Here is a 17868-nt window from a genome sequence, read left to right on the forward strand (position 1 = left end):
CTTTGTACTTCGGTTTTCGTGTGCGGGGTTTACACGCGGAAATGACTCACCATCTGCTGCAACTGCCCACCCAACCGCGCCAGTTCAACGCTGGACTTGGCCGTCTCATCACTCGCCGCAGCGGTCTGTTCCGACACGTCGCGGACGTTGATGATGCTGCGGCTGATTTCTTCGGCCACGGCGCTTTGCTGTTCGGCGGCTGCGGCGATCTGCTGGTTCATCGACTGGATGTTCGACACCGTACGGGTGATGTTTTCCAGGGACGAGCCGGCCTTGCGGGTCAGGGCGACGCTGCTGTCGGTCAGGGCGCGGCTGTTGTTCATCACGGCCGAGACTTGCTGAGTGCCGTTCTGCAGACCGGCCACCAGGCCTTCGATTTCCTCGGTGGATTTCTGCGTGCGCTGGGCCAGGCCACGGACTTCATCGGCGACCACGGCAAAACCGCGACCGGCCTCACCGGCACGGGCCGCTTCGATGGCAGCGTTGAGGGCCAGCAGGTTGGTCTGTTCGGCCACGGCCTTGATCACGTCCATGACGCTGCCGATCTTGTCGCTTTCCTGTTGCAGCACGCTCATGGCTTCGGTGGAACGCACCACTTCGCTGGCCAGACGCTCGATCTGGGCGATGGCTTCGTTCACCACTTTGTCGCCTTCGCGGGCTTCGCCGTCAGCGGCGGCTGCGGCTTGCGAGGCTTCTTCGGCGTTGCGCGCGACTTCCTGCACAGTGGCAGTCATCTCGTGCATGGCGGTGGCGACCTGATCGGTCTCGACCTTCTGGCTGTTCACGCCGGCGCTGGTCTGTTCGGTCACGGCTGACAGCTCTTCGGCGGCGCTGGCGATCTGGGTCACGCCGTCGCGGATGCCGCTGATCAGGTCGCGCAGGGTCACGCCCATGCGCGCGATGCCTTGTTGCAACACGCCGAGTTCGTCGCGGCGGGTGACGATCACGTTCTGGCTCAGGTCGCCGCTGGCGATGCGGTCGACCACAGCCATGGTTTCCTGCAGCGGACGGGTGATCTGACGGGTGATGATGAAGGCAGCGATGATGCCGACCAGCAACGCCAGCAGGGTGCTGATCAGTTGCAGGGTGCGGGCCTGGGTGCTTTCTGCATCACGGCGATCGAGCTGGATCTGATACAGCTGCTCGCTCAGCGATACGATCAGGTTGCCCTGATCGGTCATTTCCTTGCGCGCCTGCACCGCATCGGTGTTGGCGTTCTTGAAGGCCTGCAAGGCGCTGCGGTAGTTGGTCAATGCGGTTTCCAGCTGACGCAGGGCGTCCTGCTGCGAACTGGCGAAATGCACGTTCAGTGGCTTGAGGCTGGCAATGGCCACGTCCAGTTGGCCGACGGCTTTCTGCTCGGTCTCGGCGTTGGCGGTGGCGGTGTAGCCGCGCACTTCGTAGCGCGCCAGGATGAACGCTTCCTTGGCGGCGGTGACGGCCTGGAACTGCTCGAAACGCTCATCGCTCAGCGGCATTTGCTGGACGCGGTTGCTCAGCGCTTCGATCAGACCGTAAGCCGTCGCGGCACTGGTGGCCATCGAGTCGCGCGCCGTGTTGCCGGTGCGGTAGGCGTTACGCATTTTGTTCAGGGACGTCTGGTACTCGGCGATGGTCGCCGCCTGCTGCTTGAGCAGCTTGACGTTTTCCGGGCTCTTGAAGCTGCTGATCAGCTTCTGCTGTTGGGCGGCGAACCCGTCGAGGGTGGTCTGCACGTTCTGCGCGGCGGTTTCATCGCCGTTGGTCAGCATGTATTGCAGGCGCACCACGCGCAGTTTGGTCAGGCCAGCGTTGAGCTGGGTGATGTCGCTCATCCAGTTGCTGCGGTCAATCAGGCCGCCCAGGCTGGTCCAGCCGGTGAGCGCCAGAATGCAGGTCAGGGCCAGGACGAGGCCGAAACCCAGCCCCAGTTTCAGGTTAACGCTGATGTTGCCGAACCAGCTATTCATCAAAAATCCTCCAGAAAAACGTTGTGCGTCTTGATCGTCGGTCAGGCTGGAAGATTGTTGTTTTTTTGCGCCAGCAAGGGTGTAAGCAGGACTGTATCGGCCGCAAATCCGAGAGCTGAAAGGTTTTTGTCCTACGGAATTTGTAACAGGCACTCACAAGACTTTTTTCACATGGGTTTCACTGCCTACCCACGCCGTGCTCTCTAACCTCGCCGCATCGAATGACAAGTGATGGCGGCTTTTTGTGGAATTGCGACTGAGTCTGTTCGGCGTCAAGCGCTCGATTGATCTGAGCGGTCTGGCCCGTTTTCGAAACACCTGGGTGGTATTGGGGGCCTCGGTGCTGGTCATTCCGCTGACCCTCTGGCTGCTCGCCCCGGCGGCGGTGCCGGACCTTGCCCACGGCAATGTGGCCGGGGCGCAGGCGCTGAAGGAGGGCTGGAACAAGGGCGAAATCATCGTGCTGGTGCGCCACGTCGAGCGCTGCGACCACTCGAAAGCGGCGTGCCTGAGCGGCCACGATGGCATCACCGATCGTTCGCGCAGTGTCGCGGTGAGCGTCGGCGCGCAGTTCGAGCAGTTGGGTCTGGACAAGGCCGACGTCTACAACAGCCCGATGATGCGCACCGTGCAGACCGCCGGCTACATGTTCAACAAGGCGGCGACTGGCGAAGACTGGCTGATCAGTTGCAAGGGCCGGATGCTGCAGGACGCGCTCGCGCACAAGGTCCCGGGACGCAACCTGATTCTGGTGACCCACAGCGAATGCATGGCGCAGCTGGAAAAAGACCTCAAGGTGCCGGCCTCGACCCTCGGTTACGGCGCATCGCTGTTTGTTTCCGCCGCCAGCCCGGCGGCCCCACAGATGCTTGGCTTCATTGAAGCCTCCGACTGGCGCACGGTGACCACCCGATGAAATCCCGCTTTTACGCTTATAACTTCGGCATCCCGCTGCTCTGCGCAGCCGTGGTTTTTCTGATGTTCGACATGACCAACATCGACATCGCGTTCAGCAATCTGCTGTTCGATCCACTGACCCACACCTTTCCGCTCGACAAGATTCACTTTTTTGAAAAACTGACCCACAAGTGGGCGCGGATCATTCCGAACTGGACGGCGGAAATTGCCTTGATCGGCGCCATGCTGTCGTTGGTCTGGCCGCTGGTGAAACCGCAAAAGCATCCGCGTCTGGGCGGGTTTATCGAGCGCTGCAAAGTCGCGCCGGTGCTGCGCTTTGCCGCCGAGCACCGTAGGGATTTTCTGTTCGTGGTGGTGGCTTTCGCGGTCTGCACCGGGGTGATCCATTTCCTCAAGGCGCACACCAGCGTCTACTGCCCGATCGAAACCACGCTGTACGGCGGGAAGATGCCGCACATCGAGTGGTACAACAATTTCCAGCTGTTCCACGAAGCGGGCGAAGGTCGTTGCTGGCCGGGCGGCCATGCCTCCGGTGGTTTCACCATGCTGGCGTTGTATTTCGTGGCGCGTCGTTACCAGTGGCGTTTCTCCAGCGCGTTGTTGTGGGGCTCGCTGCTGCTCGGTTTTGTCTACGGCACTACGCGAGTCCTACAGGGCTGGCACTACATGTCCCACACATTCTGGGCCGGGATCTTCGTGTGGCTGGCGTGTTTGCTGACGGCGCTGGCGTTTTACGGGCGGGCTCGTCTGGAATTGCCGATGTTGAGCAAGCGTGAGCGGAAGGTGTTCGGCGCACAGCCTGAGGTTTCTCTCTGAGGCCTCGCCGCTGAATGAAAAACCCGCCATCACCGGCGGGTTTTTCGTTTGTGCTGTTGTGGTTTCAATAGCCTACGAAGTAATACGCCTGGCGCCCGACCATCATGGTCTTGTGGACTTTCAGCGGGGCGGCGGGTTCGCTGTCTCCCGACATCACGGCGATGTGCGAGGGCGATGCGCTGAGAAATTCCCGTAGCTGCGCGTCGGTGTCCAGGCCCTTGAGGACGCTCCGGGTATAGAACACGCTGGCGCCGCCGACCCGTTCGTTGGCTTGAAACAGTGCGACCTGATTGCCGCTCGCCTGCAGGGCCTGAATGTGTTCGGTCAGCGGCAGGAACGACAGGTGTTTATCGGCGTTCGGCAGTGCCCATTGCGCGGCGCCAAGGTAGCTGGCGATGACCACCGCCAGTATCCCCGCCGCCACTGTCTGACGATGGCGGGCGATGCGTCCGACAAAACCATTCTTGTGATCCTTCAACCTGTCGAACAGCACGCCCGCATATTCCGCTGCGATCACTGCCGCTGCGGGTGTCATCGACATCAGGTACACCGTGCGTTTGCTCGAGGCCAGGGTCAGCAGGATGAACTGCGCGATGATCCACAGGCTGAAAAACAGCAGGTAACGGTTGGCCTTCAGCTCCTTGCGAAAATGCCAAAGGCCCAGATACACCAGAATGTTCCAGGGCAGGAACGCCTGCGGCAGCTTGGCGAGGTAGTAGTAAAACGGCTCGTAGTGCCCGGCTTCGACGAACGATCCGCTGAAACGTCCCACGCTGTTGGTCAGCAGCACTTCGCTGACCGCCTGGACGCCGCCGCGCTGATAGAGCACGGCAAGCCAGATCATCAGCGGGATCAGACCGACAAGGGTCAGCAAGCCCGGACGCAGCCAGTCCGTCAGCTTGAAGCGCTTGTCCATCAGATTGTCGGCCAGCAGAAAAGCGAAAATCACCACCCCCGGCATCGCCAGACCGAGCACGCCTTTGCTCAGCGTAGCGATGGCGATCCCGGCTACAAATAGCAACGAATTGCCTGGAGTCGATGCTCGCTGCGCCTGGAAGAACGCCAACAGTGCCATGGTCACGCCGAGGGCGAGCAACGCATCCTCGCCGACCCCGCGCACGTTGCTCCAGTAACTGGCCATGGTCGCCAGCAGAACCCCCGCCGTCCAGGCGATGGCCTTCGGGCGTTCGAAGCGCCGCAACATGGCGTACAGCAGCATCACGCTGAGCAACCCGGCCACCGCCGACGCCAGTCGCACCGCCCAGGGCGAGACACCGAAAACCCGCAGGGCGCCGGCATCCAGCCACAGACTCAGGGGCGGTTTTTCCAGAAAGGGCTCGCCGAACAGGCGCGGCGTCACCCAGTCGTTGTCCAGGTGCATCTCCATCGCAATGCCCGCCACCCGGGCCTCGGTGGAGCCTTGCAGTTGATGGCTGCCGAGGGCGAAAAAGAACAGCAGGGCTGCAAGCAGAAGCAGGGAAGAGGTGGCACGCGACATGGGTTCAGGCAACCGGAAGTGAGCGGAAACCCGAGCTTACGCGGCCATTCCTTAATAATTTGTGAACGTCAGGACAGCGGTCGTGACCAGCGCTGCTCCGGCGTTTCGAAACGCGGATTTACCCGCGCCGTCAGTACATGATCCTGCCAGCGCCCGGCAATGTTCAGATACGCCTTGGCATAGCCTTCACGCTCGAACCCGAGGCGCTCCAGCAACCGGGCGCTGCGCTCATTGCCGGGAATGTAGTTGGCCATGATCCGGTGCAGGTTCTGGGTGTCGAACATGTAGGCGATGGCCGCCTCCAGCGCTTCCTGCATCAACCCCTTGCCCTGATGCGCCTCGTCGATGTGATAACCCAGATAACACGCCTGAAACGCACCGCGAATGATCCCGCTGAAATTGCAGGCCCCGATCATCTGCTCGCCATCCGGGGTCAGCAACGCCATATGCACCGCCAGCCCGGCTTCGAAGGCGCTGGCCTGTATTTCAAGGCGTCGGCGGATCTGTTCCGTGGAGAAATAGTCGGTGGTGCGGATCGGTGACCACGGCGCGAGGTGACGTTGATTGCGCTGGTAGAACGCGCTTTCCAGAGACGCCTGATCCGGGTCGAGCACCGCGAGCGTCAAGCGTTGACAGGGCAGGGTCAGCAGCGGCATCGGGTGCTCCGGAAGCATGAAGTGATAGACAGAATTGTCCGGCCGGACGGAAAACACAACTGGATCGCCGAACGCGGAGCACTATAAATTTTCCTGATTCACTTCACATCCGGTTATGAGATGCGTCGTTCAAGGAGGACATGATGGAATGGGCATTCAAGGCGGGGGAGCAGTCGCTGCGACTGATACCGGCGGATCCGGCGTTTTATTCGTTGTTTCAGCAGGCGCTGAACGCCAGCTACCTCGATCATTCGGAATTTCTGCCCTGGCCGCGTGAGTACACCAACGCGGAGCAGGCGCTCGAGTTCCTGCTGAAGGCCCGAAAAGAGTTCAACAGTGAAACCGGCGAGCGACGATGGCTGATCGTGACCGAGGACGGGCAAGCGCTGATCGGTTGCATCGGGCTGAAACCCCGCTCGCGCAACCGCTACGTCGTGGGTTATTGGGCCAACACCGAGCAATCGGGCAAGGGCTACATGCGCGCCGCCCTCACGCACCTGCTCAACAACCTTCCTGAATTCACCTTTTACCTGACGGCGTCCTCTGCCAATGCGCGAAGCCGGCGTCTGGCCGAGGCTGTCGGGTTTGTGTTGATCAGGATCCACCCAGGGGCCCGGCAATCGGAACGGCACGGCGAGCAAGACACCTGCGTCTACCGCCTGCCAGGCAAAACGCAGGCGAAAAAAAGCCCGCAGGAGCGCGGGCGAACCGTAGTTTCTTGAATGAGCGAGGCCAATGTACACGGCCATCACCGCCGCCGGGGTGAAGAAAAGTTCATGTCGATGAACGACTTGCGTCATCGACGAGCGGTCATTGTCAGTGCACGACAGGCGCCGTCGTACGAGGCACCAGATTCACCGGATCCAGGTTCTCCACGGCGCGATTGACCAGCATTTCGGTCATGATCGACAGCTGCCGGATCGCCAGTAACCGGCTGCGTTGAGAACCCGTGAAATCATCGGCAATGTTGGCCGTCACCATGTTCAGCGCCGCCAGGGTTTCGCAGGCATGGGTCAGCAGAGTGGCCGTGTCCACGTCGGTGCGCACGGAGAAAATCTCGTTGAACGGCAGGGTTCGACGCGGCTTTCTCACGTACTCCTGAGGCTGGTTGAGCACAGCCGGTTCTTTCGATTCGGTTTCGTGAGACGGTGTTTGATCAGGCAGGCTTCGGGTGTCTTTTTTCATGACAAGGCTCCATGGTTTCAGGCTCCCGGCGAATCCCTTTGGTAAACCATCTGCCGGGTTGCAGCGGAGCGCGAAGACTAGCGCTTGGAAGCATCTTGAACCAGTTCATGGAATTCGACGCGGGTTGCGGGAAATTTCCTAGGACGCCTGCAGGCAGGAGCGGAGTTCACTCGACGTCAGCGTGTGCTTGGAGTGATGTTCCCATATCCGCACACCCAGAACACCTGAACGATCCAGCGACGAGCCCACCGTTAGATCCGTGAGCAACGTCGGCTGCAAACCGGCATCGAACAGCGCAAACCCGGCAGCCAGGCAGCAGGTTTCGGTTTGCAGACCACAGACCAGCACGCGATCCAGATTCAGGCTTTTCAGGTATTCGAGGGTGTCCGGGGAGGGCGCGTAGCCGTATTTGATGAAGATACGGTCTGCGGCGATAAGGCTGTCATCGTCCGCCGCCGGGTGCCAGCCGAGCTGACGCTGGAATGGTGTGCGGGTTTCATCATGGTGCTCGACTGTGGCGACGCTTGGCAGTTTGCCGATGAGCGATTGAATGCCGTCGATCAGCCATTGTGGCGGGGAGAAACAGGGTTGGACGTCGATGATCAGCAGTGCCTGGCGCATGAGGTCTCCCGGGATGAATCTCTAGATGCGACAAGGCCCGCACTGGGCGGGCCTTGTCGTTGAGAGTTAGTGGGCCGGGTTGATTTGAAACAAGTCTGTAGGCATCTGTTTTTATTTACTAATCACTGATCAGCTTATTTGTTTGGAATACTACTTGGAATGCTAAGTGATCTAGCCTCCCATGGACGATGCATACTGAGCTTAGCCCCCATTAGGATTCGAGATTGAAGTGTAGTGGTCGGCTTTTGATAGCCACTTTCATCCCTGATTTTAAGGTATGCAGGAGCGACACCCAGTTGCGAAGGTATTGGAGGCTGAAGGGTAGTAGAGGCAGCCGACCGACTCGTCAAAGTAATCGCGGCCGAGCATGGGCAGATTGTAAAGCTGCGAGCTGATGCCCACCTCGTGGTCGAGCATCAGGTTAACAGGCATTTACCGCCGACCACCATACGGTTTGGTCGCGAGAAAACGCAATATGGGCCCGATGAATTGGTCGTAGGTCGGGATGGACATGGTTCAATCTATTCTAGGTGTGAGGCTAAGCCCGCCGTTGCTGATCGGCGACCGCGTTTGGCTTTGGGTGCGGCGGCGCGTTGAGCCTTGATGCGCTCCAGCAGCACGCTGGCCGATTCGTCGTTTGGGTCTTGAGATACCAGTTCACCACAGAAGGCCTTGGCGAGGACGCTTTGGGTTAGATTGTCGATGCGCGCCTGGATAGACTTGACTCGGGTTTCGAGTTGGTCGGCGAAAGCAAAGAGTTGTTCAACTTGGCGGACGATTTCGGTTTGTTCCTCCGATGGAGGAAGAACAATTTCAATGTTGCCCAGCATTGTCAGGCTAAGAAATGGTTGTGCTCCACCTTGGGTCTGTTCATTGAATATTGTTTTTTTACGTGCATCAAAAAATATTTTTAAATATTGCGGGTTTATGATTTTTGGTCGTTTGATAATTGCAATGTTCTTGAAGCTAAACTCAAAGTCAACAGTCACTGTGGCGCTGTTTCCTGTTCCGGCTCCAATGTTTACAATTAAAAGATCACCTATTGCTGGTGCGCATTTTTTGTAAAGCTCTCGGTGCTCTTTTTCAGCGATGAATTTTCTATCGGTGAAATCTAAAACTCCGCCAGTTAGATTTTTCGCAGTTATATACGGAAAGCCTTGTTCTAGGGTTTTTGGCGTATTGTGGGCACCATCGGTGATTTTCAATGCAGTTTCTGAGAGTTTAAGCCAGACCCAACTGCTTGGCGCCTCGGTACGGTTAGCATTTCGCGACTCACTTACTTTTATAGGCTTAAATCCAAGCGCCGCACGTTCCGCCTCGACACTCGCCTTGACGGTCTTGTCTATCCAGTTATAGCGGATCAGGTTTTCTTTCCGCCACTCTTCCGTCAACCTACCAGAAACGGCGGCGGCGAGTACGGATTGGCGGAAACGTTTGAGCAACGCGGGAATGCCGTCGACGCGGGCTTTCAGGTTATCGACCTGAGCCAGCAGTTCGTCGAGTTTGACGGCGATGCGGGTTTGTTCGGCGAGCGGTGGAAGACCGATTTCATGTGCTTTTATGACCGCTTGCGAAATATTCGGCTGAGCTCCACCTTTACCTTTCTCAATGAAAGCCGCCTTTTCATTTTGAAGAAGCCTATACAGGTATTCCTTTCCAATAAGACCTTCGACTGGCACGCCAACGGCACAAGCTTGGTTGGTAGACGCATCGACGCCGAGGATGGCCGTTTTACCGATAGTTGCCCCATACATGGCGATGGCCACGGAACCTGCGGGGAAAATCTTCGCACTTGAGGATTTGATAGCTTCTTCTGTAATGCTTTCCTCAGTCGTCTTTATGTAACGGCTATTGAGTTCTCCGCTTTTTATCCACGGAATTTTTCCGCCGTAAAAGTTTGGCTGGCTGCGAGACGGAGTTCCTCCTGCTCCCCAATCGGCAACGGTTCCTAAAGTTGTGCGTGCCCATCCACTTGGCAGCTTACTCATTGCCATTCTCCTCAAATACAGCCAAACCCATTACCTCAGCCATCAGCTGCTTCTGTGCCACCACTTCATCCCCCGCCCCCAGCGCCTTCATCAGCTCTTCCAGCTCACGCAGCGCCTCGGTCAATTCAGCCATCGCCTCACCGGCCAGTACTTCTGGAGCGGGCAGGTCGGCGGCACCCAGGCTGCTGTCGTCCTTTAGCCAACTGATATCCAGCGAGTCACTACGCTCGTTGCGGATGTAATCGCGGGTAAAGCTGCGGAAGCGGCTGGCTTCACCAATACCCTCGACGTTCTCCGCGCGAAGGCTTCCGCCGTTGAGATCATCGCCATAGGCCTCCTCAAACCGCTTTAGGTGGGCAGGGCCGAAGGGTGTACGCTTGCCAAAACTGGGCATATTGCTGCGCAGGTCATAGATCCACACGCGCTTGGTGCAACCTTCCTCCTGGCGTGGGTTTTCCATGGTGCCCTTCTGAAAGAACAGTACGTTGGTCTTCACGCCCTGGGCGTAGAAGATGCCGGTTGGCAGACGCAGGATGGTGTGCAGGTTGCACTTGTCCATCAGGTCGCGACGCACGTCGGTGCCAACGCCGGCCTCGAACAGCACGTTATCCGGGAGCACCACGGCGGCGCGGCCGCCCGGCTTGAGGCCACGGTAGATGTGTTGGAGAAAGGCCAACTGCTTGTTACTGGTGCGGTACGTAAGGTCATCACGAGTCGGGCCACCGCCACCCTTGGCAGTGCCGAACGGTGGGTTGGAGAGAATGACGTCGACCTTGGGTAAGTTGGCCCCGGTCTGACCTAGGGCGTTGCCCAGGTGCACTACGCCTTCTTCGTCGCCCTCCATGCCATGCAGCAGTGTGTTCATTAGCGCCAGACGGCGAGTGCCCGGCACCAGTTCTACACCGACAAAGGCACGATTGCGCTGGAATGCTTGGGCTTTGGCGTCGAGGTCGTAGTAATCGTCGGTTTGACTTTTGATATAGGCGTCAGCAGCGATCAAAAAGCCCGCAGTACCGGCGGCCGGGTCTTGTACGGTCTCGCCCGGCTGCGGCTTGATGCAGCGGATGATGCTGTCGATCAGCGGGCGCGGGGTGAAGTACTGGCCGGCGCCGGACTTGGTCTCGCTGGCGTTCTTTTCCAGCAGGCCTTCATAAAGATCGCCGAGGCCGTCTTGGCGGGCGCTGAACCAGTCGATACCGTCGAGGCTCTTGATCAACTGCTCGAGGTGGCGCGGTTCCTTGAGGCGAGTCTGAGCGTCGGCGTAGATGGCGGAAATCAGCGGGTCAGGGTTTTTGCCAAGGTCCAGCAGCATCTGCCGGTAGTGATCAAGCAGGTTAACGCCAGACTTGCCAGCCAGGTCTGGCCAGCGCGCGCCTTCGGGCAGCTTGTGGCCGAAGCTATCGTTGTTCTGCACCTGTTCGTATTCCATCTTGATGAACAGCAGAAGCACGAGCTCGGTGACGTAGTCACTGTAGTTGATGCCATCGTCGCGCAGGACGTCGCAGAGGTTCCAGAGTTTCTGGACGATATCGGAGTTGGTCATGGGGTACCTGTGGCGAAGTGTGTAAAGCGCCAGATTTCGCTGGCGCAAAGAAATGATTGTCTGGGCTCAGTCGTCTGAGGAGCTTTGTTCAGCCTTTAGCGCTCGGCCCGTCGCAGTCAGGCGATAGCGTTGCTTGCTGCTGTTGGGCTTGTCTGGAATGGTCATCTCGACCACGCCAAGCCTCAGTAGTGGGGTCAAAACCTGCTCGCGGAACTTGCTGCGGTTGCTGCGCCCGACGAAGGTCATTAGCTCTGGCGCAGTGTGATCGCCCGTCATCTTGCACAGGATCGTTATCTGCTCTTGCTGCAAAGACAGGCGAGTTTCGGCTTGTTCTCCTTCGACAGCGGACTCAGTCCCTACTTGGTCCCTACTTGGGCCCGACTTAGTCCCTACTTGGTCCCCACTTGGGCCTGAAAGAGGCCCTTTTTCAACGGCGCGCTGAATCACCACCTTGAACTGATTACTCTCCCGGTCGTCCTCCAGCCGGATCATTGGCCAAGCATCAATAGCGCGCGGGATGCCGGTGCCCAAACCGCGATAGGGGAGAATGTGCACAGCATGGGAGGTGAGTGTGGGGTTACGACGGTTGGACAGGCCGAATCGAATTTTCTCGGTATCGAGCACGTCAGGCAGGTGCCCGGGGCTGATCAGTTCGATGCGATCGGCGAAGATCATGATCCGGATGGAGGCGCTGACAAAGTAGTCGCGGTGGATCAGGGCATTGACCAACAGTTCTTCAAACACCTCCTCCGGCACTTCCAGCTGGCCGAGGGTATTGAAGCCCTGCTGTCGCTGCACGTGGCGTAGGTTGCGCTTTATGAAGGCAAGGCTGCGTCGGTACTGCTCCTGCAGATTGCCGTCGATATCTTCGCTGTCTAAATAGTGGCGGTCATGTAGAACCGTGCCCGGAAACGCCACGGCCTTGATATCGAACGCCGGGCACAGACGTTGTGGTGCCTTGCCGAAGAGCAGTAAACCGGCCAAATTGGGTGTGTCGCCACTGGCGAGGCCAAGATTTTCCAGGATGCGGGTAGTTTCCAAACCTGTCTGTTCGGGGGGCTGCCGAAAGCGTCTCTGGAAATACTCGCCAAGCGCTTTGGCGTCGATATCCGCCACGCTGCTGCCCCCGACTGGTACCGCATCGGCACACACCAGTCCGGCCTGCTGGAACAACCGCTGCAGTTCTTCGCGGGCCGTGACCCGACGCTTGTCGGCGCCGTTCTTTACCCAGATGCGACCCTGGTTGTCGACATAGGGTTTATTCAGCCCTTGTTCGACTGTCACCACCATGACCAGCCCGTGCTCGGTCTGAAGGTTGATGGACAATGGATTGATCGCCGGACGGACATTCTGTGAGGCTGCGTTGGAGAGCAGTTGATTGAGTCGCGAAATGTCGGCGCTACTCAATCCGCTCACCGTGCCGGAGTCGTCTACGCCAATCAGCAAATATCCACCGGACGTATTGGCGAACGCCACCAACTCGGCTGCCAAGGCATCGATATTGCTGAAATCGCGCTTGAACTGATGGCGACTGTCTTCACCACGGGCAAGGATCTGATGAAGCTCAGCAGGGGTCATGAGGCATCTCTAAGTAGCGCGGCGATAAGTCGTATAGCAGGGGGATTATCCCTTATGAACGAGCACGCTGGCCAATCCGGTGTTCCAGATCGGTCTCATCCCGTTTGTGCCCAAAGGTTGTTATTCAGGGCATCCAGTACCACGCCCAGGTTGCCGCCGAGCATCTTGTCCAGCCGCGTACTGCCGCCATCGCTCTTGAACGCCTCACCAATCTGCTTCTTGTCAATTACGACCTCGTGCACCAGCTGCTTGGCCAAGCGGTCAAGCCACTTACGCTGAATTTGAGTCCAAGGCTGCAGGGTATAAATCGTCTCCATTGCCTTAGTTACGCGCTGCTCAAATGGTAGCAAAGCCTCTCCGAGGGCGGCGCGGCGGATGAAGCCGACGATGCTGGCAGCGATTTCCTGATTGGTTTGATTGCGCCAGGCGCTTTGCAGGTTCACCTCACTGTAGCCATGCCCGTCGAGCAGCAGGCGCACTTCGCGCAATTGTTCACGGGTCAGGTCTTGCGGGCGGTTGACCACTACGCCGAGGGCCACTGACTGGTTCAACTGATTCTTAATGAAATCGTTGAAGCTTTCCAGATAGTCCGAGGGCTTTTGGTAATCGCCGTAGTTCTGCTCACGGACCACCAGTTCGTCCGTGTGAGTGGAAATCACCGGGTAGTTCAGCGATCCCAGCAGGGCATTAACCGTGGCGAGTTGATCGAGCAGTTGGGCATGCTGTTGGATGAACTGCGCAGCTTGCTGGGGGCCGAGCTGGTGCAGGTGCTGATGCAGTTTGTCCGGGGCTACGCCCCAGGTGTATTCCAGTTCGGCGAGCTTTGCCTTTAGGGTTGGCTTTTGCTCGGCCTTATGGCTGGCCTTACGCAGGATGCGCATGACCCGCTGGCTCAACTGGTCCAGGACGTCGTGGGCATGGCTAGTGTCTGGCTGGTTACCAGGAGCATCGAGGCTGGCTGGGTTGCTTAGCTCGCTGACCAGCTGTTCGAGGCTGATGTTTGGGTCTTTCACTAGCGGCTTCATTGTATCTACTGGCTCGAGGGCGGCGTACAGATCAACCGGATCGTAGATTCTGAATACCGTCTTGCCGATTTCATCGCAGCGGCGAGTCGCGCGGCCCTTCATCTGTTCGTAGAGAATGCGCGAACGCACTCGGCGCATGAACACCAAGTGGCAAATGCGTGGTACGTCGATACCGGTGGTCAATAGGTCGACCGTAATGGCAATGCTCGGGTAGCGCTCGTTCTTGTACTGGCGTATCAGTTGTTTGACCTTGTCACTTTGCCCGGTGATGATCTGTACAGCTGCCTGGTTGTAATCCTCGCCGTGAACGTCCTTGAAGGCTTCGTCGAGAAGGTTTTTGACTCGCTCGGCATGGGCTTGGTTAACGCAAAAGATCATCGTTTTTTCGTCGCCCGATGGGTCGAGCTCTTGTGCCAGTTGCTCGCAGATGACTTTATCGAAACCGGGCGTAATCACGCGGCGATTGAAGGACTCGATTTCGAAGTCGAGTTCGTCCTCGAGCTCGGCGACATCAACCTCGCCGGTGCTCGTATCAATGACGCTGACACTCTCGCCCTTGGCAAAGTGGATGCCATTCTGGCTCAGCAGAGTTTGGTAGCGGATTGGAGGTTCGTGATCAATCAGCCAGTCGTCAGCCACGGCTTCACGGTAGCTGTAGGTGTATATCGGAGCCCCGAAGACCTCGCTGGTGTGCTTGGCTGGGGTAGCGGTGAGCCCGACGCGGCAGGCGTCGAAATAGTCGAGCACGCGACGATACTGCGATAGATACTGGTTGAAGTCGCGCACGGCCAGCTCGCCTTCAGTCATTTCCTGATCGAGGGTGTAACCGCGGTGGGCTTCGTCGACGATAATGCAGTCGAAGGCATCGATGGGCGGCGGAGTGTCCGACTGGAAGATGCGCTTGACCATGGCCTGCACAGTGGCGACCTGAACCCGTGTTTCAGCTTCGGCAGCCATGTCACCTAGTTCTTTGACGTCGTAGATCTGCGCCAACGTGTGGTTCTGTTCCAGCGTCGCCTCGTTGAAGGCTTCGATGGCCTGTTCCCCCAAGGCGCTGCGATCAACCAGGAAAAGAATACGGCGAAAGCGCTCGGCCTTCAGCAGGCGGTACATCAAGCCAATGATAGTGCGCGTTTTTCCGGTTCCTGTCGCCATGGCTAGCAGACAGTTGCGGCGATTGGCGGCTAGCGCCTGCTCGACGGCGCGGATGGCGTTTTCCTGATAGTCACGCAGCTTGAGATATGCGAAGCCTTCCTGCTGTAGTTTCGCCTCGGCGTCCTCACGACTGCGTTTGAGCAGATCGAGTAGGCCGCCCGGCGTGTGGAAGTCCTGCAGAGGCCGGCGCAGGTTGGCCGAGCTGCGCAAGTCACGAAACCAGATGCCAGAAAGCTCAGCGAGCTGCTTAATGAAGGGCCGGCCATTGCAGGCAAAGGCAAACGGGACTTTGAAGTGGCCGCCCTGGCCATCCGCCCAGCCCGTGTTCTGCCCGGCCGGTTGCAGATTATCGGTAACGATCAGTTGGCGTGAATAGCGCTCGGCTTGGGGAATGCGGTCCGCTATGTTGATACGCTTGCGCTTGGCTTCGACGATGGCGACTGGGATTAGGCCGGCGAATAGCACGTAATCAGCGTTTTCTTTCGGCTTGCTGGTTGGCCATTCGGCGATGGCCTTGTTCTTGCCCTTTTCGGGCCGAGTGCCCTTGCTGTAGGTAAGATCGAGTGAATCGGCTTCCCAGCCGGCATCGTTCAACTGTTGATCGATGAGAATACGGGTGAGGTCTTCATTGAGGTCGAACTGGCTGCTTGCCTGCTGAGTTTTACGCGTGACCTGCTGGGCAGCTTGCGGCTGATCTTCAAGCTGTTGTTGCAGCTCTTTCAGCCGCGCCTCGAAATCGACTCGAGCTTTCGATAGTTCTGTCTCGCGTTCAAGGGCAATCTGCTCGTAGACGCGGGCTTCTTCGCTCATCTGCCCAACAAGACTGGCTTGTTCATGCTTTTCTTGCGCCAGTAGCTCGGCTAATTGATGGTTGTTCTCCAATTGCTGGCGACTGTCGCCCAGCTCTGCGCGAAGTTTTTCGATCTGCCCCTGCAGCTCACGTAGAGGCTCACTCGGATCGGCCGGAACCATGAAAGGCCCACCCTTGAAGGTGTTGCCGCCCGTGCCAAATGACTGGTGGTACCAGATCGCCAAGGCACGGGCGACTCTCAGCCCGTCCAGTGCCTCACGATGCTGGGTGCGGAATTCATGGGTAGCCTTATTGCCTTCGATGCGCAGCGTATGGAATAGATTACGGATGTTACCGTCGAGCTGGATTTCACGACTCAGGCGGAATAGCAGATCAGCTTGGGAAGTGGTGGCGTCGAACTCAATGCCTGCTCTTACCGCCAGATCCTGGGCGAGCGCTTCGCCCAACTGGCGCAGTTTAATCAGCGTCGTGTTGGGGTCACTGGAAAATACTCGCTCGGCCGCATTGGCAAGTTGGAAAAAAACCGGATCGTGTTCTTTGAAAAAGGCGAAGTTGCTGTTCTCTGCCATGTTCCATCCCTTGAGTTCGTCACCAGCCATCTCGAGAGTAGTGGCGCTATAAGGGCATAATGCCAGACGAAGTGTGGTGCGTGTTAGGCATATGCAGTCGGTCCAGCTTGACCAGCTATTGGTCGAGGGCGAGACGTTACGCTTGTTCGCGGCGACATTTGCGCATAATTGCCGGACGCGAATTGTACTTCGGTTGAGCCACTGCGTTAGCAGCATGATCTTTTACGTTCTGACCATCTGGGGTGCTGGCCACGGCAGCGTTTGGAAGCTTCGTTCTAATGGAGCCGCTGGGGAGTCAATGGCGAAACGCGCCTGGAATTGCACCAATTGAAAGCATTGGAGTGAGGTAGACGTCGGTGGCATTCAGTAGTGGCGCGGCGAATCTTCACTTTTATCGTGTTAGCCCTTGGTGATGCGTCTTTGGGTAACCGGTTCGCGGTAGTTGAAATCCCACAGCCGCGAGTCGTTGCTGCGTACGCGAAGCTGCAAGACGTCTCCGTGTGTGAGGACGTAGTCCTCGACACCGGTTCGACTCCCTTGAGTTGTCGGTCGGAAAAGCGGGGGCTGGAATACCATTTGGAATACCTGAACGGTCAGAACTCGGCGGAGGCTAAAACACCTCACGTGCGCTTAAAGCCTTGGATTTCACTAATTTCAGGCACAAAAAAAGACGTCCGTGGACGTCTTTAGATGATGAAGTGGTGGAGCCGGGGGGATTTGAACCCCCGTCCGCCAGTACTCCGCTGTCGGTACTACATGCGTAGCCGTGTCTATTAAGTTAACCCTCAGCGACCCGACGGGCAGGGTGCTTTGGGCGAGTTGTGTAAGTTTTAGCCGCTTCGTCCACAACGTACTGCACGGCGATTCTGTTCTATATGACAATCATTTTGGGTTTACAGACATCCCCTGATGATTGCTGGACCCGAAGGTACCAGGAGTGCATGTCAGCTGCAATTAAGCAGCGAGAGCAGCACCGTATTGGTCGTCATTGGCAACTATAAGTAGTTGCAACAGTGGATTTACGACTTCTGTTACCAAGTCGGCATGCACCTAGAGTTTCGCAACCGGCGTCGAATCCTAAACGGCCCCGAGCCTGGTGCTCTGTGTATCTTGTGAGCAACAAGCCTGCGCAGTGTACGCCAAACGGCTCACAAGGCCAACCCGAAGGTTGGCCTGAGCTTCGATCAGTTGTTGGTTCCGCTGGTTTTGCGGATTTCCAGAATGGTTTGCTGGGTTTCAGCCACGCATTCGTCGATCTTGCCCTGGGCCTTGAGTGCCTGGGCCTTTTGCACACTGGCTTCTACCCGTTGATTCAGGTCGGGTGAGGCCATTGCCTGCGCCTTGGCGTTGTTGATGGTTTGCAGATTGGCATCACACAGGTCAGCGGGCTTGTCGGCAGCGAACGAAGCCGACGCCATCATCGAGGCAGTAACGAACAGACCTAACAGTACAGAACGTTTCATATGAATCTCCTTGAACTGAGGGATCCAGACTTCGCTGGCCGTCAGGACGGGCAACCGAATGGAGGACAAGCCCCGATTGTTCGGGGCCTGTTC

The 17868-nt window shown here is 57.9% G+C and carries 13 protein-coding genes, 1 other RNA gene and 2 pseudogenes; 3 read left to right on the plus strand and 13 right to left on the minus strand.

Annotated features, from left to right (window positions below):
• Positions 1–29: 29 nt before the first annotated feature.
• Both QRN46_RS29145 and QRN46_RS29150 read right to left on the minus strand, forming a co-directional pair.
• Complete coding sequence (locus QRN46_RS29145) at positions 30–893, minus strand: methyl-accepting chemotaxis protein (protein WP_420793312.1); 864 nt, start codon at positions 891–893, stop codon at positions 30–32.
• Positions 894–935: 42 nt separating this feature from the next.
• Positions 936–1949 (minus strand): annotated as a pseudogene (locus tag QRN46_RS29150) (methyl-accepting chemotaxis protein); the annotation flags it as partial.
• 244 nt (positions 1950–2193) lie between these two features.
• Here QRN46_RS29150 and pmrG point away from each other — a divergent pair.
• Both pmrG and QRN46_RS17340 read left to right on the plus strand, forming a co-directional pair.
• Positions 2194–2865, plus strand: a complete 672-nt coding sequence (pmrG, locus tag QRN46_RS17335; RefSeq protein WP_285356186.1) for a lipopolysaccharide core heptose(II)-phosphate phosphatase PmrG — start codon at positions 2194–2196, stop codon at positions 2863–2865.
• Entirely contained in the window at positions 2862–3683 is an 822-nt protein-coding gene (locus QRN46_RS17340) for a phosphatase PAP2 family protein (RefSeq protein ID WP_201818935.1), read from the plus strand. The genes pmrG and QRN46_RS17340 overlap by 4 nt, the downstream gene beginning before the upstream one ends.
• A gap of 64 nt (positions 3684–3747) precedes the next feature.
• On the opposite strand, the gene QRN46_RS17345 is transcribed toward QRN46_RS17340, so the two are convergent.
• Together QRN46_RS17345 and rimJ are read right to left on the minus strand one after the other, a co-directional pair.
• Positions 3748–5181, minus strand: a complete 1434-nt coding sequence (locus tag QRN46_RS17345) for an ArnT family glycosyltransferase (RefSeq protein WP_201818937.1) — start codon at positions 5179–5181, stop codon at positions 3748–3750.
• Positions 5182–5249: 68 nt separating this feature from the next.
• Complete coding sequence (gene rimJ, locus QRN46_RS17350) at positions 5250–5837, minus strand: ribosomal protein S5-alanine N-acetyltransferase (protein ID WP_201818939.1); 588 nt, start codon at positions 5835–5837, stop codon at positions 5250–5252.
• 143 nt (positions 5838–5980) lie between these two features.
• Between rimJ and QRN46_RS17355 the strand changes: the two genes are divergently transcribed.
• On the plus strand, positions 5981–6559 hold the full coding sequence (locus tag QRN46_RS17355; RefSeq protein WP_064382604.1) for a GNAT family N-acetyltransferase: 579 nt from the start codon (positions 5981–5983) through the stop codon (positions 6557–6559).
• Positions 6560–6653: 94 nt separating this feature from the next.
• Here QRN46_RS17355 and QRN46_RS17360 read toward each other — a convergent pair whose 3' ends face one another.
• The 9 genes and pseudogenes from QRN46_RS17360 to QRN46_RS17395 all read right to left on the minus strand — a co-directional run bounded on the left by QRN46_RS17360 (position 6654) and on the right by QRN46_RS17395 (position 17775).
• The gene (locus QRN46_RS17360; protein ID WP_221534435.1) at positions 6654–7022 is read right to left on the minus strand and encodes a DUF6124 family protein; all 369 of its coding nucleotides are present in this window, start codon (positions 7020–7022) and stop codon (positions 6654–6656) included.
• 138 nt (positions 7023–7160) lie between these two features.
• Positions 7161–7643 carry an isochorismatase family protein gene (locus QRN46_RS17365; protein ID WP_285356188.1) on the minus strand — a complete coding sequence of 161 codons (483 nt, stop codon included), beginning with the start codon at positions 7641–7643 and terminating at the stop codon, positions 7161–7163.
• 521 nt (positions 7644–8164) lie between these two features.
• A complete protein-coding gene (locus tag QRN46_RS17370) occupies positions 8165–9631 on the minus strand; it encodes a restriction endonuclease subunit S (protein WP_285356190.1) in 1467 nt (488 codons plus the stop codon).
• The gene (locus tag QRN46_RS17375; RefSeq protein ID WP_285356192.1) at positions 9624–11174 is read right to left on the minus strand and encodes a class I SAM-dependent DNA methyltransferase; all 1551 of its coding nucleotides are present in this window, start codon (positions 11172–11174) and stop codon (positions 9624–9626) included. The genes QRN46_RS17370 and QRN46_RS17375 overlap by 8 nt, the downstream gene beginning before the upstream one ends.
• Positions 11175–11240: 66 nt before the next feature.
• A complete protein-coding gene (locus QRN46_RS17380; RefSeq protein WP_285356195.1) occupies positions 11241–12752 on the minus strand; it encodes an RNA/DNA-binding domain-containing protein in 1512 nt (503 codons plus the stop codon).
• Positions 12753–12847: 95 nt separating this feature from the next.
• Entirely contained in the window at positions 12848–16312 is a 3465-nt protein-coding gene (gene hsdR, locus QRN46_RS17385) for a type I restriction-modification system endonuclease (protein ID WP_285356197.1), read from the minus strand.
• 402 nt (positions 16313–16714) lie between these two features.
• Positions 16715–16836, minus strand: a pseudogene (locus tag QRN46_RS29025) (integrase arm-type DNA-binding domain-containing protein); the annotation flags it as partial.
• 175 nt (positions 16837–17011) lie between these two features.
• Positions 17012–17401: a transfer-messenger RNA gene (gene ssrA, locus QRN46_RS17390) on the minus strand.
• A gap of 95 nt (positions 17402–17496) precedes the next feature.
• A complete protein-coding gene (locus QRN46_RS17395) occupies positions 17497–17775 on the minus strand; it encodes a PA2433 domain-containing protein (RefSeq protein WP_007953788.1) in 279 nt (92 codons plus the stop codon).
• Positions 17776–17868: the final 93 nt, after the last annotated feature.

This window comes from Pseudomonas sp. lyk4-R2A-10, from assembly GCF_030209075.1.
Classification (GTDB): Bacteria; Pseudomonadota; Gammaproteobacteria; order Pseudomonadales; family Pseudomonadaceae; genus Aquipseudomonas; species Aquipseudomonas glycinae.

Excerpts from the sequence above, each read along its gene's own strand:
- QRN46_RS29145 (WP_420793312.1), bottom strand. The coding sequence starts at position 893 with ATGGGCGTGACCCTGCGCGACCTGATCAGCGGCATCCGCGACGGCGTG.
- QRN46_RS17340 (WP_201818935.1), top strand. The coding sequence starts at position 2,862 with ATGAAATCCCGCTTTTACGCTTATAACTTCGGCATCCCGCTGCTCTGC.
- QRN46_RS17345 (WP_201818937.1), bottom strand. The coding sequence starts at position 5,181 with ATGTCGCGTGCCACCTCTTCCCTGCTTCTGCTTGCAGCCCTGCTGTTC.
- rimJ (WP_201818939.1), bottom strand. The coding sequence starts at position 5,837 with ATGCCGCTGCTGACCCTGCCCTGTCAACGCTTGACGCTCGCGGTGCTC.
- QRN46_RS17355 (WP_064382604.1), top strand. The coding sequence starts at position 5,981 with ATGGAATGGGCATTCAAGGCGGGGGAGCAGTCGCTGCGACTGATACCG.
- QRN46_RS17360 (WP_221534435.1), bottom strand. The coding sequence starts at position 7,022 with ATGAAAAAAGACACCCGAAGCCTGCCTGATCAAACACCGTCTCACGAA.
- QRN46_RS17365 (WP_285356188.1), bottom strand. The coding sequence starts at position 7,643 with ATGCGCCAGGCACTGCTGATCATCGACGTCCAACCCTGTTTCTCCCCG.
- QRN46_RS17370 (WP_285356190.1), bottom strand. The coding sequence starts at position 9,631 with ATGAGTAAGCTGCCAAGTGGATGGGCACGCACAACTTTAGGAACCGTT.
- QRN46_RS17375 (WP_285356192.1), bottom strand. The coding sequence starts at position 11,174 with ATGACCAACTCCGATATCGTCCAGAAACTCTGGAACCTCTGCGACGTC.
- QRN46_RS17380 (WP_285356195.1), bottom strand. The coding sequence starts at position 12,752 with ATGACCCCTGCTGAGCTTCATCAGATCCTTGCCCGTGGTGAAGACAGT.
- hsdR (WP_285356197.1), bottom strand. The coding sequence starts at position 16,312 with ATGGCAGAGAACAGCAACTTCGCCTTTTTCAAAGAACACGATCCGGTT.
- QRN46_RS17395 (WP_007953788.1), bottom strand. The coding sequence starts at position 17,775 with ATGAAACGTTCTGTACTGTTAGGTCTGTTCGTTACTGCCTCGATGATG.